This is a genomic window from Microvirga terrae (assembly GCF_013307435.2).
Classification (GTDB): domain Bacteria; phylum Pseudomonadota; class Alphaproteobacteria; order Rhizobiales; family Beijerinckiaceae; genus Microvirga; species Microvirga terrae.
Map to the genome: position 1 here is coordinate 1,877,619 of NZ_CP102845.1, position 14,267 is coordinate 1,891,885.

Sequence of the window (14,267 nt, forward strand, 5' to 3'; positions counted from 1 at the left end):
CTTAGACCTTCTCGACCTCAGGCCGTCCGAGGATCCCGGAGGGCATGAAGATCAGGACGATGGCGAGGATCGAGAACGCGGCCACGTCCTTGTACTCGATCGAGAAATAGGCCGACCAGAAGGTCTCGATGAGGCCGATGATCAGCCCGCCCAGAACGGCCCCCGGGAGCGAGCCGATGCCCCCCAGAACCGCTGCCGTGAAGGCCTTCACGCCCGGCACGAAACCGTCGTTGAAGCTCACCACGCCATAATACAGCAGATACATGGTGCCCGCGACCGACGCGAGGGCGGCGCCGATGACGAAGGTCAGGGAGATCGTCCGGTCCACGTTGATGCCGAGCAGGGCGGCCATCTTGCGGTCCTGCTCGCAGGCGCGCTGGGCCCGGCCCAGGGACGTCTTCTGGACAAGGTACCAGAAGATCGTCAGCAGCACCGCGGTGGTGATCATGATGATGACCTGCTTATACGAGAGGGCGACGTTGTAGCCGCTGGCGCCCTGGAAGAGCACGATCACGTCCTGGACCATCGGGGGGGTCGGCTTGTTGCGGGCTCCCTGCGCCACCTGGACGAAGTTGGACAGGAAGATCGAGACGCCGATGGCCGAGATCAGCGGCGCCAGGCGGAACGAGCCGCGCAGGGGCCGGTAGGCGATGCGCTCGATGGCCCAGCCCCACAGGGAGGTGAGCGCCATCGCGACCACGAGCACGATCAGGAGCGCGAGCGCGACGGACGAGATCCCGAGCCAAGTGGTCAGGAGGAGGAACAAGATCAGCGAGATGAAGGCAGACAGCATGAAGACGTCGCCGTGGGCGAAGTTCACCATGCCGATGATGCCGAAGACCATCGTGTAGCCGATGGCGATGAGGCCGTAGATCGACCCCAGAGTCAGCCCGTTGATGAGCTGCTGCACAAAGATTTCCATGTCCTACCCTTGCCCCTCTGGATCGGGGTCATTCTTGGGAAACACCGCAGGAAAGCACGATGCCTGAGCAACGCCAAGCCTGTCGTAAGATGCTGGTGTCTCTAGCAAACGGATTTCCGTTCGACAACGTTCTGTTAAGTTTCCTATCACCACCCATGATGGAATAAGCGGCAGGCGGTGTTGCAATACTGGGCAAGTTCCGTTCTGCCTACCGCTTCCAAAGGATAAGGCCAGGGGCCATATGGGCCTGATCAGCCTTGTGCTCTGCGGAAAAGCGTGGGAGAGGCTTGCTCCGGATCAGAATGTCGAAGTCTCAAGCCACCCCCAATTCAGCCGCCACAGGGGCCGAGAGCCCCGATGCCATCCTGTTCCGGGAGGGGATGAGCCGCGCCGCCGCGGCCGTTCACGTGGTCACGACCGACGGCGAGGCCGGACGGGCGGGCTTCACGGCAACGGCCGTCACCCCCGTGACCGACAGCCCGGCTTCGCTGCTGGTATGCGTCAATACGGCGTCCCGATCCGCCCAGGCCCTCCTGGCCAACCGCGCCTTCTGCGTGAACACCCTGGGGGCCGAGGATCTGGCGCTCGCCGACATCTTTGCGGGTCGCACCGGTCTCCAGGGCCAGGATCGCTTCACGGTCGGGGCGTGGGAAAAGCTCGAGACAGGCTCGCCGGCCCTGACGACGAGCCTCGTGTCGTTCGACTGCCGGATCAGCGACGCCCGGGTGGTGGCCACCCATCACGTCATTATCGGCGAGATCGTCGGGATCCGGCTCGGTGAGCGGAAGCCTCCCCTGATCTATCAGGGGCGCCATTACCACAAGCTCTGAAATCTGTGGACAGAACGGAAAGGCCTCCTCACCCGCCGTCGCCGGCACATGAGGAGGCCTCCCGGTCCTGAAGGCCAACAGGATAGCCTTCAGGAAGCCCAACGATCGAGGCCGCAGACGGTTTCAGCGGGGCCGTGGATCGATCCGAGCAAAGAAAAAGCCCTTCACGGGGGCGGTGAAGGGCTTTGAGGGTCTCGAAGACCTGGGGGCATTGGCCTTCGTGACAGGTCAATGCCGCAGCGAGCGTTCGGTTCCCCGAACCGGAGCCAAAATTCCGTTCCCGCATCAGGATCGCTCGTGAGAAGCGCGGACGGGCAAGCTCCTCGCCATCCCTTGATAGCCTTGCTGTCGGCCTTATGTTGCCGGGTTACGCCGCAGTCTCACGCGTCGAGCCAAGAGGCAGGGGATGTCCGCAAGCCCGACCAGATCAGTCATTTCCCTGAAAACGGAGACGGCTCGTCGGGTTCGCTCCTCCCTGGCTGGTCGTCCGGAGACCGACGTCCGATGAACGACGGCGCTCTCGAGGGGATGCCTCCCCGGCCGTCCGGGGGCCGCGAAGCGCCGGCCCTGCAAACTCCCGAACGATCCCATTGGCCCTCGATCGAGGGCGAAATGGGGGAGCGCATCCGGGCCTACGACTGGGGCGCCACGCCGCTCGGTCCCATCCAGGCTTGGCCGCAGAGCCTCCGGACCATGGTCGATCTCATGCTGGCCTCGCGGCAGCCGGCCTTTATCGGCTGGGGGGCGGAATGCACGTCGCTCTATAACGATGGCTACGTGCCGATCCTCGGCACCAAGCACCCGGCGGCACTGGGAAAGCCCTATCGGACGGTTTGGCCGGAAATCTGGGACGAGTACCGTCCCGTCATCGCGGCGACCATTGCCGGCGAGGCGCAGCATTTCATCGATCGTCCGGTCGCCCTTGCGGGCCGGGCCGACCAGCCCGTGAGCTGGTTCACCTTCTCCTGGACGCCGATCCGGGACGAGACGGGGGGCGTTGCCGGCTTCTACTGCGCGGCCACCGAGACGACCGGCAAGGGGCTTGCCGAAGACGCCCTCCATGCGAGCCGGGAGCTGGCGCTCCACGAGACGGGGACGCGCTATCGCGCCCTCTTCGAAGCCCTGGATCAGGGCTTCTGCATCATCGAACCCGTGTTCGACGAGCACGGCCGACCGGTCGATTACGTCTTCATCGAGGTCAATCCCGTGTTCGAGGCCCAGACCGGCCTGCACGACGTGGCGGGCAGGAGCATGCGTTCGCTGAGTCCCGCCCATGAGGAATACTGGTACGACATCTACGGCAGGGTCGCGCTGAACGGAGAGCCGGCGCGCTTCGAGCACGAGGCGGCCGCCCAGGGGCGGTGGTACGATGTCTTCGCCTACCGGATCGACGATCCGGAGCGCCGTCTGATCGCCGTTCTCTTCGATGACATCACCGAACGAAAGATGGCCGAGGATGCCCGCCGCGAAAGCGAGGAGCGGCTCAGGCAGGTCCAAGAGGCCGCCAGGATCGGCAGCTTCGAATTCGACCGGAGAACCAACAAGGCGATCGCGTCGCCGGAATATCTGGAACTCTATGGCCTGCACGAGGACCTCTCGGGCTTCTTCTCGTACGAGGACTGGATCGCCCTGGTGCATCCCGAAGATCGGTCGCGGATCGAGGCGGAAACGCGGGCGGCCGTCGCCGATCACGCGCGCCGACAGCTCGACTATGAGTTCCGGATCTTCCGGGCCGATACCGGCGAGATGCGCTGGATCACCGCGCGGACCAAGCTCATCCGGGATATCAACGGGCGCTTCGTTCGTTCGCTCGGCGCCCAGTGGGACGTGACGGCCGAGAAGGACGCGGAGGCCGCCCTGCGCGAGAGCGAGGACCGCTATCGCACGTTCATCGCACACAGCTCGGAGGGCATCTGGCTCCTGGAATTCGATCCTCCCCTCGACACATCGCTGCCGGTGGAGGAGCAGATCGATCTCGCCTACCGCCACGGGCGCTTCGTCGAGTGCAACGACGCCATGGCGGACATGTACGGGCTCGCGCGGGCCGAGGACATGATCGGCCGGTCGCTCGAGTTTTCGCTGCCGTCGTCCGATCCCCAGGCGCGGGCTTTCCTCGCCGAGGTCATCCGTTCCGGATACAGCATGACCGGGGTCGAATCCGTCGAACGCGACGCCGCCGGAAACCACAAGTACTTCGACAACAGCATGACCGGGATCATCGAGAACGGCGAGCTGCGGCGGCTCTGGGGGATCCAGCGCGACATCAGCGACCGCAGGCGCGCGGAGGAGCAGCGCACCCTTCTCATCCACGAGCTGAACCACCGGGTGAAGAACACCCTGGCGACCGTTCAGTCGATCGCGTCGCAGACCCTGCGCAACGCCCCGAGCATGCGCGACGCCAAGGACGCCCTGGAAGGGCGTTTGATCGCCCTGGCCCGCGCCCACGACGTGCTGACGCGGGAAAGCTGGGAAGGCGCCGAACTTCGGGAGATCGTCGCCCAGGCGGTGGCCCCCTATGCGAGCCAGGGAGAGGATCGCCTTCATCTGAGCGGCCCGGAGGTCCGGCTGTCGCCGCGCATGGCGCTGGCGCTCGCCATGGCGCTTCAGGAGCTTGCCACCAACGCCGTAAAGTACGGCGCACTGGCCAATGCCACGGGAGAGGTCCGGGTGACCTGGGACGTCGAGCAGGCGTCGCCTTCAGCTCGCCTTCACCTGCGCTGGGAGGAGACCGGAGGGCCGCCGGTCCAGCCCCAGGGCCGCCGCGGCTTCGGTTCCCGGCTGATCGAACGCAGCCTGTCGCAGGAGCTCAACGGCGTGGCCCGTATCGCGTTTCGTCCGACGGGCATCGTCTGCTCGGTCGATGCGCCGCTGACGTGAGGCGCAAGGCTCCCGATCCGGATCGGGCCGGAACCTTCTCGCCGGCGCTGCCCTTGAAGGACAGGTCGTTCTTCAAGGAAACCCCATGTTCAAGCTGATTCGAAACCTCCTCATCCTCCGACAGGCCTGGAAGATGGTGAAGCGCCGCCGGTGACGGCGGCGCCGCATCTCGGGGAGGGAAGCGCTATTTTCCCCTGGCGGGACCCGGCGCATAGGGGCTCCAGCCCGTCACCTGGATGAAGCCGTCCCGAGCGGCCACGACCATGTGCCTGCGGTGCTTGTGGACCAGGGTGCCGGGCCGGTAGCGGTGCGGCTCCTCCCAGCCGGCCGCTTCCCACACATAGACGTAGCGCGCGTCGATCTGGGCGAAGGTCTCGATGGACCCGAAGGCCCGGATCGTGCGCAGCACGTCCTGGATGCCTCCCGTCCAGTCGACGGTCCGCTGGGCCTGCGTGATCCGGGGCCAGTAGGATCCGGGGCCCTGGGGCCTTGCTTCGGCGCAGAGCCTGGGAAGGTCGTCGGCCAGCTCCAGGGAGATCTCCTTGGCGGCGATCTGGCACTTGGCGAGCAGCGAATCGTGCGTTTCCGTCGGGCTCAGAGGGAACCGCCTCCGGGCCACGATGGCGCCCGTATCGAAGGCGGGTTCCAGCACATGGGCGGTCACGCCCCATTCGGGCAGGTCGTCCAGGATGGCCTGAAACAGCGGGTAGGGCCCGCGTCCGATGGGCAAAGGCGACGGATGGAAATTGACCGCGTAGGGAAGGTGGCGCTCCCAGCCGTTGATCAGCCAGGGATAGCCCGCCACCACCAGGGCCTCGCACCCCAGGGTTCTCAACCCGGCGAGATCGGCCGGGAGGATCCGCGACATCTGGATCGGCAGCCGCAAGGCACGGGCGCGGGCGACCGTCACGTCGTTGAAATCGTAAATCCCGTCGCAGGGACGGCTGAAGAGTTTGACCGGCTCCCAGCCCCTGGCGAGCAGCGTCTCGAAAACGTCTCCGAGAAAATCGATTCCCGCGAAGGCAAAGCGCATTCCCGGTGATCTCCTCGTCTCGTGGTTCCGTTCAGGCAATCAACGCAAGATCGCGTGGATGTGCAAGCCCGTCCCCTTGCAGGAACTTCGGCATGCACTCAAGATTTAGCCTTGAGCATAGGGCAGGGAACCGCCTGTGCCACCGGGGCGGACACCTGTCGGAACGGCTCGCTTGAGCTTGAGAGAAGGAGTTCGCATGGTATCGAAGGACTTCATCCGCCAGATGGACGGCTACGGGCTGACGACCGCCAAGATCCTTTACCGGATGCCCGATCACCCATCCTTCCTGCAGACCTATATCTGGCAGGAATACGATCTGGCTCCGCGTTTTCCCGTCCTGATCGACTTCCTGGACTTCTGGAAGCGCGAGCTTGCCGGTCCTCTGCACTCCGTCACGATCACCCATGCGCAGCTCATCAAGCCGGCCGAGTTCCGGGCCGTCCAGGGAGAAATCAACATTCACTGAGGGCCAGAGGCCCAGAGCCTTGGCCCCGGACCTTAACTCGGGTAGAGAGGCGCCCTGAGCATCCCCGAACCTGCCAGGGCTCCTTGTTTTCCAACGCGCGCACCTCTCAAATCCTCCTCGCCCTTGCCTCCCAGCCCGGCGAACGCCTGACCGTGCGCGAGATCATGGCCGTGCTCCAGGACAGGGCCTTCGCCCTGCTCATCGTCCTGCTCGGCCTGCCGAACTGCCTTCCCATGCCGCCGCCCATCCCGCTGGTCTGCGGCCTGCTCCTGACGCTGGTCGCCATCCAGATCGTGTTCGGCCGCGACGCGCCCTGGCTGCCGCGCCAGCTCATGAACAGATCCGTCGCCCGAACCGACGTGGAGCGCGCCGTCGGGCGCGCCATTCCGGTCTTCCGTCGGCTGGAGCGCATCTCGCGGCCCCGGATGACCTTCCTCGACACGCCCTTGGTGATGCGTCTGATGGGCGCAGTCATCCTGATCATGGCCCTCGGGCTTCTCTTCGCGCCGCCCTTCGTGGGGCAGATCCCCTTGGGCTTGGCCGTGTGTCTGGTCGGATTGGGCCTGGTGGAGCGCGACGGTCTCGTGATCCTGGGAGGCCTGGTGATCGGCTCCATCGGCCTGACCTTGAGCCTGGGCTTCGTCTACGCGATCTTCGCCGGGATCGAGACGCTGATCTAGAGGGGCCGGCGGCCATTCCCGCAGGAGGCCGCCGGCGGCTTCGCGCTTAGTCGTTGTCGTCGAACTCGGGCGCGGACTTGAGCTGATCGACCGGAATGGTCACCACGATCCGCATGTCGTCATCCCGCGACGCGGAGGCGCCGCCGGCTTGTCCCGATCCCTGAACCGACCCGGTCGTCGCCGCATCGGCGGCGTTCATCTGAACGGCGCTGAGGGGCAGGGCCACCGTGCGGTCGCCGATCCCTTCATCCACTTCCACCACGATCGCCACGACGCGGCCGCTGCGATCGAGCACCAGGTCCTCCACGTCGCCGATGTCCTTGTTGTCGGCCCCGACCACGTCCTCGTCCATGATCTTCGAGGCCAGCATCTGGCCCGGCTCGAGCCGCGTGATGAAGCCCGGCCCCGCCGAGCCGCCCGGCTGAGAGGCAGGCGCCGGCGAGGTCTGGGCCATGGCGGCCGAGGCGAGGAGGATGGAGCCGAGAAGGCTGGTCGTCAGCAGAGTTCTTTTCATTGGTTCGAGTCTCCATTGGCGTTTTCGACAGGAGCGTAACGCCAACGGGAGCGAGTCGGTTCTGAAGCCAAGCTCAGATCAGGCGCAGGCCTTTCAGGCTGGCATGGCCCTCGCGGCCGACGATGATGTGGTCGTGGACGGTGATCCCCAGCGGCTTGGCGATGTCGATGATCTCACGGGTCATCTTGATGTCCGCCGACGAGGGGGTCGGATCGCCGGACGGGTGGTTGTGCACGAGGACCAGGGCGGATGCCGAGAGTTCGAGGGCGCGCTTGATGACCTCGCGCGGATAGACCGGAGCATGATCGACCGTGCCCGATTGCTGAATCTCGTCGGCGATGAGCGCGTTGCGCTTGTCGAGGAACAGGAGCCTGAACTGCTCCTTGTCCATGAACGCCATGGCGGCCCGGCAGTAGTCGATCACCGAGGTCCAGGAGGACAGGATGGGACGCTTGGCCACCTCGCCTTTGGCGAGGCGCCGGGCGGACGCCTCGACGACCTTCAGGTCGGTGACGACGCTCTCGCCGATTCCTTCGACTTCCATGAGCCTGGCCGGGGAGGCCGCCAGCACCTCGGCGAAGGTGCCGAAGCGCTTCATGAGCTCCTTGGCGATGGGCTTCACGTCCCGGCGCGGGATGGAGCGGAAAAGGACCAGCTCCAGCAGCTCGTAATCGGGCAGCGCGTCGCCGCCCACATCGAGGAAGCGGGCGCGAAGCCGGTCGCGATGGCCGTGGTAATGGGGGTTGTCGTCGCCGCTCATGCCCTCCCACCGCTTCTGCCTGCCGCGGCTCCGGCAGGGACGTCCGGGGCGGCAATGTTACTATGTAGGCACGAAGCTGGGCGTCGGGCTAGTGTCAACCCGCCGTGTAGGGCGGCTTGTCCAGGCCCTTCGGCGAGAAGGTGAAGACCTCGACGCCGGTCTCGGTCACGCCGACCGTGTGCTCGAACTGGGCCGACAGGGAGCGGTCGCGGGTCACCGCCGTCCAGCCGTCCGCGAGCACCTTCACCTGCGGGCGGCCCAGGTTGATCATGGGCTCGATGGTGAAGAGCATCCCGGGCTTCAGCTCCACGTTATAGGCCGGCTCTACGTAATGGAGGATCGTCGGCGAGTCGTGGAAAACCCGGCCGAGGCCGTGGCCGCAGAAATCCCGCACCACGGAGCAGCGCTCCGCCTCGGCATAGGACTGGATGGCGGCCCCGATATCGTTGGTGGTCGCGCCCGGCCTGACCGCCGCGATGCCGCGCATCAGGCACTCATAGGTGATCTCGCACAGACGCTGGGCCCGGCGCGGCACTTCGCCCACGTAGTACATGCGGCTCGAATCGCCGTGCCATCCGTCGAGGATCAGGGTCACGTCGATGTTCATGATGTCCCCGTCGCGCAGGGGCTTGTCGTTGGGAATGCCGTGGCAGACCACGTGATTGATGGAGGTGCAGATCGTCTTCGTGTAGCCGCGATAGTTCAGGCAGGCCGGGTAGGCGCCATGGTCGCGGATGAAGTCGAAGGCGAGCTTGTCCAGGAATTCCGTCGTGACGCCGGGCTTCACGTGATCGGTCAGCATGTCGAGGCACTCGGCCGTCATCCGGCAGACCCGCCGCATGGCCTCGAAGGCCTCCGGCCCATGGAGCGGGATCTCGGCGGCGCGCTTGCGCTCGACAATGTCGGTCTCGGTCATTTTCGGTCCCTGATCTGATGTCGGGAATGTAAGGATCGGCACGCGGGACGCAAGCAAAGACCTTCTGCCCCGCTTGCGATTGGCGCCCGAGGGTGTCATGAGCAACCCTGTTCATCCCAATCGACGGCCGTGGATTCCCGCTTAATGAACGATTCTCGCCCTTTCGGCGATTTTGCGCCTTCAGGACTCACCCGGTGGGTGATCGACCGCACGCGCGGGCTGCCCGAGGGATGGGCCGGCCGCCGGCTCGCCCTGATGCTGCGCCGTCTGGCGATGAAGACCCTGAAAGGCCTGCCGCTCGACCTGGAGACCTTCGGCGTCCGCATGCGGCTCTATCCCTACAAGAACGTCTGCGAGCGGCGCATCCTGTTCACGCCCCAGTACTTCGACGCCGATGAGCTCAAGATCCTCGCCTCGCGGATCACGGATGGCTTCACCTTCATCGACATCGGGTCGAATGTCGGCTGGTACGCCCTCTCGGTCGCCCGGGAAGCGGGCACCGTTCCGACCCGGATTCTGGCCGTGGAGCCGCAGCCCGAGATCTTCGACCGGCTGATCTACAACATCCGCCAGAATCCCTCCGGCACCATCAAGGCCGTGGACTGCGCCGTGGCCGACAAGACCGGTGAGCTCACCCTGTTCCTCGACCCCCTCAACCGGGGCGAGGCGAGCCTGAAGATCGTGAACTCGAGCCAGACCGACGCCATCCGCGTTCCGGCCGTGACCATGCTGGAGCTCCTGAAGCGGGAGGGGCTGACCCGGGTGGACGCGATCAAGCTCGACGTGGAGGGAGCCGAGGACCTGGTGCTCGATCCGTTCTTCCGGGATGCGAACGCTTCCCTCTACCCGACCCTGCTGATCGTCGCCAATGTCCCTGAACGGTGGCAGATCGATGTGGTCGAGCTCCTGAAGGGCAAGGGCTACCGGCAGATCCTCGAAACCAGGATGAACTTGGCTTTCGAGCGCGGCTGAGGCCTCGCTCTACCGCGGCGTCACAATGGCCACCGGCCGGTCGATGGCCACTTCTTCGGGCGTGATGCGGCAGACATAGGCATAGGATTCCACGCCGGACGCCAGGGCGTGCCGGAAGGCCCGGTCGTAGGCCGGGTCGATGTCGCGGGCCACGTCGAACCGCTCGGCATCCATCTGGATCACATAGACGAGGGCCGCCCGGGCGCCCGCAGCCACCATGTCGGCGAGTTCATAGAGGTGCTTGGCGCTGCGGGCCGCGACGCAGTCCGGAAATTCGGCGAAGCCCGCCTCGCGCATGAGGTGGCAGTTCTTCACCTCGAGGTAGCAGGGCGGTTCCCCGGCCTTCTCGAGCAGGAAGTCGACCCGGCTGTTGCGGCCGTACTTCACCTCCGGCCGGATCCGGTCGTACCCGCAGAAGGGCGCAAGGCGGCCATCCGCCAGGGCTTCGGCGACCAGGAGGTTCGGCCGGGACGTGTTGATGCCGACGAGCTGGAGGGGACCGCCGCCGGCCGCCACCTCGACGAATTCCCAATTGTATTTGAGCTTGCGGTTCGGGTTCGTCGCCCGGGACAGGAACACCCGGCTGCCGGGCTCCTTCAGGCCCATCATGGCGCCCGGATTGGCGCAGTGGGCCGTGACCACCTCGCCCGTATCGAGGGCGATATCCGCCAGAAATCGTTTGTACCGCTCAATGAGCCGGCCCTCGAGCAGGGTTTCGTGAAAACGCATCTGAATCCAACGATTGGCCGAAAAATTTTTCGTAGCAGGGGAGAAGGTCGCGGTTCAACCGAACCGTTGCTTGAGAATTGCCGTTTCTGAAGCTAAAGCCCCTCAAAAGGGATCGCAGCGCATGGCCGTTTCCGTTACAGCCGCCCTTCTCATCATCGGCGATGAGATCCTCACGGGCCGCACCAAGGACAAGAATATCGGCTACATCGCCGAGTACCTGACCGGGATCGGCATCGATCTGCGCGAGGTGCGCGTCGTGCCCGACGTGGAGGCGGAGATCGTGGCCGCGGTCAACGCCCTGCGGGGCCGCTATACCTATCTCTTCACCACCGGGGGCATCGGCCCCACGCACGACGACATCACGGCCGACTGCATCGCCAAGGCCTTCGATGTCGGGATCGGGCATGATCCGCGCGCCGTCGCCATGCTCCAGGAACGGTATCAGCCGCACGAGCTGAACGAGGCGCGCCTGCGGATGGCCCGGATCCCGGAGGGAGCGGACCTGATCGAGAACCCGATCTCCAAGGCTCCCGGCTTCCGCATCGGCAATGTGTTCGTCATGGCGGGCGTGCCGTCCATCATGCAGGCCATGCTGGACATCATCGCGCCCTCCCTCCAGACCGGCGCCCGCATGATCATCGAGACCATCGAGGCCGAAGGGCTGGCGGAAGGCATCTATGCCGAGGGCCTCAGCCAGATCGCCTCCTCGAATGCGGGCGTGTCCATTGGCTCCTATCCGTCGTTCTCGGCGAGCGGCTTCCGCAACCAGATCGTCGTGCGCGGCAAGGACCCCGCGGCGGTTGCCGGGGCCAGCGCGGCCGTTCGCGAGCTCCTCGGTCGCCTCAAGGGTGACCGGGCGCCTCTCTAAGGTTTATCGTCTTTCCCTGAACGCCCACGAAGAGCAAAACGATGTCACCGACCTCTCCCAAAGCCTTCCCCGTCTCCTGGGATCAATTTCACCGCGACTGCCGGGCTCTCGCTTGGCGCCTGGCCTCGGCCGGTCCGTTCGAGGCGATCGTCTGCATCACCCGCGGCGGCCTCGTGCCGGCCGCCATCGTGGCCCGTGAACTCGACCTGCGGCTGATCGAGAGCGTCTGCATCGCCAGCTACCACGACTACAAGAACCAGGGCGATCTCCAGGTGCTGAAGGATATCGCCCCGTCGATCAAGGCGGTCGGCGACGGCCAGGGCAAGGGCGTGCTCGTGATCGACGACCTCACCGATACCGGCAAGACGGCCAAGATCGTACGCGACATGCTGCCCAACGCGCATTTCGCCGCCGTCTATGCCAAGCCCGCCGGACGCCCCCTGATCGATACCTTCGTGACCGAGGTGAGCCAGGATACCTGGATCTACTTCCCCTGGGACATGGGGCTGGCCTATCAGGCGCCAATTCGCGAAGGGTCGGCAGGTTAATCAGAGGCAGGGAGCGCCCGTGGCCGAATTCGACATCGCCGAGTTTGACATTGCGCGCACGCGCAAGAGCCTTTTCGGCGCTCTCCTCGATGCCAGGGACGGGTTCGGCCGGAACAAGGTCGCCCTCGAGGACCTGGAGCGCCAGCCGATCACCTTCGGCCGTCTCGTCCTGGGGTCGCTGGTCCTCGGACGCAAGCTGGCGAGCCTGACGGAGGAGCGCGAGCCCATCGGGGTGCTTCTCCCGAACGTTCAGGCGATCGCCGTCACCCTGTTCGGACTGAACGCCTTCGGGCGCGTTCCGGCCTTCCTCAACTTCACCGCCGGGCTCAAGAACCTGACGGCGGCCTGCGAACTGGCCGGGATCAAGACCATCGTCACCTCCCGGCGCTTCGTCGAGCAGGGCAAGCTCGACGACATCGTGGCCACCCTGGGAGAGGGACGGCGGATCCTGTGGCTCGAGGACGTGCGGGCGCAGCTCACGAGTCTCGACAAACTGCGCGGATTGATCGATTCCTGGATGGCGAGGCGCGTCCACGCCGGGGCCCGCGTCGAGCCCGATGATCCCGCCGTGCTGCTGTTCACGTCCGGTTCGGAAGGCGTGCCGAAGGGCGTGGTGCTCTCGAACGCCAACCTGATCGCCAATGCCTATCAGGTCAAAGCGCTCGCGGGGGACGTGCTGCAGCCGACCGACGTGTTCTTCAACCCGCTGCCGATCTTCCACTCCTTCGGCCTGACGGCAGGGCTCCTGACGGCCGTTCTCAACGGCATGAAGTCGGTGCTCTATCCGAGTCCGCTTCACTACAGGCAGATCCCGAAGCTCGTCGCCGGAACCCGCGCCACGATCATGCTCGCGACGGACACCTTCCTGCAGGGCTATGCCCGGGCCGCAGGCGAGAACGACCTGGCGAGCGTCCGTTACGTCATTGCCGGCGCCGAGCGGGTGAAGGATGAAACGCGCAAGCTCTGGTCGCGGCACGGGACTGTGATTCTGGAAGGCTACGGCGCCACCGAGTGCTCGCCCGTCATCGCCGTGAGCCTGCCGGATCGCAACAGGCCCGGATCCGTCGGGCCGATCTTGCCGGGAATCGAATGGCGGCTCGATCCGGTCGAGGGAATCCATGAGGGCGGCCGTCTGCACGTGCGTGGCCCGAACATCATGAAGGGATACCTCGATTCCGCGGCTCCGGGCGGGATCCGCCCCCCGGTCGACGGATGGCACGATACCGGCGACATCGTTACCGTGGAGGACCGGATCGTGACCATCCGGGGACGGGCGAAGCGCTTTGCGAAGGTCGGCGGAGAGATGGTGTCGCTGGCCGCCATCGAGGCGACCGTCCAGACCCTCTGGCCCGAGAACAGCCACGTGGTCGTGGCCATACCGGACCCGCGCAAGGGCGAGCAGATCATTCTCATCACCGACAAGGCCGATGCGGACCGGGATGTTCTGATGGACTATGCGAGAGGGCAGGGTTTCCCCGAGCTCTGGATGCCCCGGTCCATCCTCGTGTCGGGAATTCCCGTGCTGGGATCGGGAAAGACCGATTATGCCGCCGCCGTCGAGCTGGCGCGGCGCCTGCAGCCGATGCTTTAGAGCTTCGGACCCGAGAGCCGACCCACTTTCGGGACCGATTCCGATGCTCCACGCGTGCTTGGCGCATCATCGAGTGCGGACCCCCTCCCGTGTTCTTGAAGGACAAACTCGCATCCCGCCGGTAACCAAGCACCGATTCCTACGTTGATATGCGCGAAACTGCTCCCTGCTGAGCGCGTCCGTACGAAGGGTTCGGTGATGAGAAGAACTGCTCTTGTTCTGGTTGCCTTTGTCACCGCATCGAGCGCATGGGCTCAGTCCCGCCCCATGACGCCAAGCCTGACGTGCAACCAGGCGCGGGGGATCGTTTTCTCGCGGGGCGCCGTCGTTCTGGGCACGGGCACCTATACCTACGACCGCTACGTTCGGGATCGCACCTTCTGTCAGTTCAACGAAACGATCGAGCCTGGATTCGTGCCGACCAGGGATACGCCGCAATGCCCGGTCGGCTATGTCTGTCGCGACAGCGATTACTTCCTTGACGACTGAGCCTGGCCGCGGTCGTCGAACGTGGCCTGCCCGGGTGGTGACCGGGCACGAATTTGACGTTGGGACATGCAG

The 14,267-nt window shown here is 65.4% G+C and carries 15 protein-coding genes; 9 read left to right on the forward strand and 6 right to left on the reverse strand.

Features of this window, described 5'->3' with window-relative positions:
* Position 1: 1 nt before the first annotated feature.
* Complete coding sequence (locus HPT29_RS08775; RefSeq protein WP_173947643.1) at positions 2 to 922, reverse strand: branched-chain amino acid ABC transporter permease; 921 nt, start codon at positions 920 to 922, stop codon at positions 2 to 4.
* Positions 923 to 1,224: 302 nt separating this feature from the next.
* On the opposite strand from HPT29_RS08775, the gene HPT29_RS08780 reads away from it, so the two are divergent.
* Together HPT29_RS08780 and HPT29_RS08785 are read left to right on the forward strand one after the other, a co-directional pair.
* Positions 1,225 to 1,752: a flavin reductase family protein gene (locus HPT29_RS08780; protein ID WP_173947642.1), complete on the forward strand. Its 528-nt coding sequence runs from the start codon at positions 1,225 to 1,227 to the stop codon at positions 1,750 to 1,752.
* A 504-nt stretch (positions 1,753 to 2,256) separates the two neighbouring features.
* On the forward strand, positions 2,257 to 4,629 hold the full coding sequence (locus tag HPT29_RS08785) for a PAS domain-containing sensor histidine kinase (protein WP_173947641.1): 2,373 nt from the start codon (positions 2,257 to 2,259) through the stop codon (positions 4,627 to 4,629).
* 184 nt (positions 4,630 to 4,813) lie between these two features.
* Here the strand turns inward: HPT29_RS08785 and HPT29_RS08790 are convergent, their stop codons facing one another.
* On the reverse strand, positions 4,814 to 5,662 hold the full coding sequence (locus HPT29_RS08790) for a methionyl-tRNA formyltransferase (RefSeq protein WP_173947640.1): 849 nt from the start codon (positions 5,660 to 5,662) through the stop codon (positions 4,814 to 4,816).
* A gap of 196 nt (positions 5,663 to 5,858) precedes the next feature.
* On the opposite strand from HPT29_RS08790, the gene HPT29_RS08795 reads away from it, so the two are divergent.
* Together HPT29_RS08795 and HPT29_RS08800 are read left to right on the forward strand one after the other, a co-directional pair.
* Positions 5,859 to 6,128 (forward strand): usg protein, encoded by a 270-nt coding sequence (locus HPT29_RS08795; protein WP_173947639.1) that lies wholly within the window; start codon positions 5,859 to 5,861, stop codon positions 6,126 to 6,128.
* Positions 6,129 to 6,211: 83 nt separating this feature from the next.
* Positions 6,212 to 6,808, forward strand: coding sequence for an exopolysaccharide biosynthesis protein (locus tag HPT29_RS08800; RefSeq protein ID WP_173947638.1), 597 nt, complete (start codon positions 6,212 to 6,214; stop codon positions 6,806 to 6,808).
* A gap of 46 nt (positions 6,809 to 6,854) precedes the next feature.
* Here the strand turns inward: HPT29_RS08800 and HPT29_RS08805 are convergent, their stop codons facing one another.
* From HPT29_RS08805 to map, 3 genes are all read right to left on the reverse strand, one after another.
* Entirely contained in the window at positions 6,855 to 7,322 is a 468-nt protein-coding gene (locus HPT29_RS08805; RefSeq protein ID WP_173947637.1) for a PRC-barrel domain-containing protein, read from the reverse strand.
* 73 nt (positions 7,323 to 7,395) lie between these two features.
* Complete coding sequence (gene radC / locus HPT29_RS08810; RefSeq protein ID WP_173947636.1) at positions 7,396 to 8,082, reverse strand: RadC family protein; 687 nt, start codon at positions 8,080 to 8,082, stop codon at positions 7,396 to 7,398.
* A gap of 94 nt (positions 8,083 to 8,176) precedes the next feature.
* On the reverse strand, positions 8,177 to 8,998 hold the full coding sequence (map, locus tag HPT29_RS08815) for a type I methionyl aminopeptidase (RefSeq protein ID WP_173947635.1): 822 nt from the start codon (positions 8,996 to 8,998) through the stop codon (positions 8,177 to 8,179).
* Positions 8,999 to 9,142: 144 nt separating this feature from the next.
* Here map and HPT29_RS08820 point away from each other — a divergent pair, with 144 nt between their 5' ends.
* Complete coding sequence (locus tag HPT29_RS08820; RefSeq protein ID WP_173947634.1) at positions 9,143 to 9,970, forward strand: FkbM family methyltransferase; 828 nt, start codon at positions 9,143 to 9,145, stop codon at positions 9,968 to 9,970.
* Between the two features lie 9 nt (positions 9,971 to 9,979).
* Here HPT29_RS08820 and sfsA read toward each other — a convergent pair whose 3' ends face one another.
* Positions 9,980 to 10,699, reverse strand: coding sequence for a DNA/RNA nuclease SfsA (gene sfsA, locus HPT29_RS08825; RefSeq protein ID WP_173947633.1), 720 nt, complete (start codon positions 10,697 to 10,699; stop codon positions 9,980 to 9,982).
* A gap of 121 nt (positions 10,700 to 10,820) precedes the next feature.
* Between sfsA and HPT29_RS08830 the strand changes: the two genes are divergently transcribed.
* From HPT29_RS08830 to HPT29_RS08845, 4 genes are all read left to right on the forward strand, one after another.
* Positions 10,821 to 11,567: a competence/damage-inducible protein A gene (locus HPT29_RS08830; RefSeq protein ID WP_173947632.1), complete on the forward strand. Its 747-nt coding sequence runs from the start codon at positions 10,821 to 10,823 to the stop codon at positions 11,565 to 11,567.
* A gap of 41 nt (positions 11,568 to 11,608) precedes the next feature.
* Positions 11,609 to 12,115, forward strand: a complete 507-nt coding sequence (gene gpt, locus HPT29_RS08835; protein ID WP_009494102.1) for a xanthine phosphoribosyltransferase — start codon at positions 11,609 to 11,611, stop codon at positions 12,113 to 12,115.
* A gap of 19 nt (positions 12,116 to 12,134) precedes the next feature.
* On the forward strand, positions 12,135 to 13,706 hold the full coding sequence (locus HPT29_RS08840; protein WP_259060524.1) for an AMP-binding protein: 1,572 nt from the start codon (positions 12,135 to 12,137) through the stop codon (positions 13,704 to 13,706).
* Between the two features lie 198 nt (positions 13,707 to 13,904).
* Positions 13,905 to 14,195, forward strand: coding sequence for a hypothetical protein (locus HPT29_RS08845; RefSeq protein WP_173947631.1), 291 nt, complete (start codon positions 13,905 to 13,907; stop codon positions 14,193 to 14,195).
* Positions 14,196 to 14,267: the final 72 nt, after the last annotated feature.

Excerpts from the sequence above, each read along its gene's own strand:
- HPT29_RS08775 (WP_173947643.1), bottom strand. The coding sequence starts at position 922 with ATGGAAATCTTTGTGCAGCAGCTCATCAACGGGCTGACTCTGGGGTCG.
- sfsA (WP_173947633.1), bottom strand. The coding sequence starts at position 10,699 with ATGCGTTTTCACGAAACCCTGCTCGAGGGCCGGCTCATTGAGCGGTAC.
- HPT29_RS08795 (WP_173947639.1), top strand. The coding sequence starts at position 5,859 with ATGGTATCGAAGGACTTCATCCGCCAGATGGACGGCTACGGGCTGACG.
- gpt (WP_009494102.1), top strand. The coding sequence starts at position 11,609 with ATGTCACCGACCTCTCCCAAAGCCTTCCCCGTCTCCTGGGATCAATTT.
- map (WP_173947635.1), bottom strand. The coding sequence starts at position 8,998 with ATGACCGAGACCGACATTGTCGAGCGCAAGCGCGCCGCCGAGATCCCG.
- HPT29_RS08805 (WP_173947637.1), bottom strand. The coding sequence starts at position 7,322 with ATGAAAAGAACTCTGCTGACGACCAGCCTTCTCGGCTCCATCCTCCTC.
- HPT29_RS08780 (WP_173947642.1), top strand. The coding sequence starts at position 1,225 with ATGTCGAAGTCTCAAGCCACCCCCAATTCAGCCGCCACAGGGGCCGAG.
- HPT29_RS08820 (WP_173947634.1), top strand. The coding sequence starts at position 9,143 with ATGAACGATTCTCGCCCTTTCGGCGATTTTGCGCCTTCAGGACTCACC.
- HPT29_RS08790 (WP_173947640.1), bottom strand. The coding sequence starts at position 5,662 with ATGCGCTTTGCCTTCGCGGGAATCGATTTTCTCGGAGACGTTTTCGAG.
- HPT29_RS08830 (WP_173947632.1), top strand. The coding sequence starts at position 10,821 with ATGGCCGTTTCCGTTACAGCCGCCCTTCTCATCATCGGCGATGAGATC.
- radC (WP_173947636.1), bottom strand. The coding sequence starts at position 8,082 with ATGAGCGGCGACGACAACCCCCATTACCACGGCCATCGCGACCGGCTT.
- HPT29_RS08845 (WP_173947631.1), top strand. The coding sequence starts at position 13,905 with ATGAGAAGAACTGCTCTTGTTCTGGTTGCCTTTGTCACCGCATCGAGC.
- HPT29_RS08785 (WP_173947641.1), top strand. The coding sequence starts at position 2,257 with ATGAACGACGGCGCTCTCGAGGGGATGCCTCCCCGGCCGTCCGGGGGC.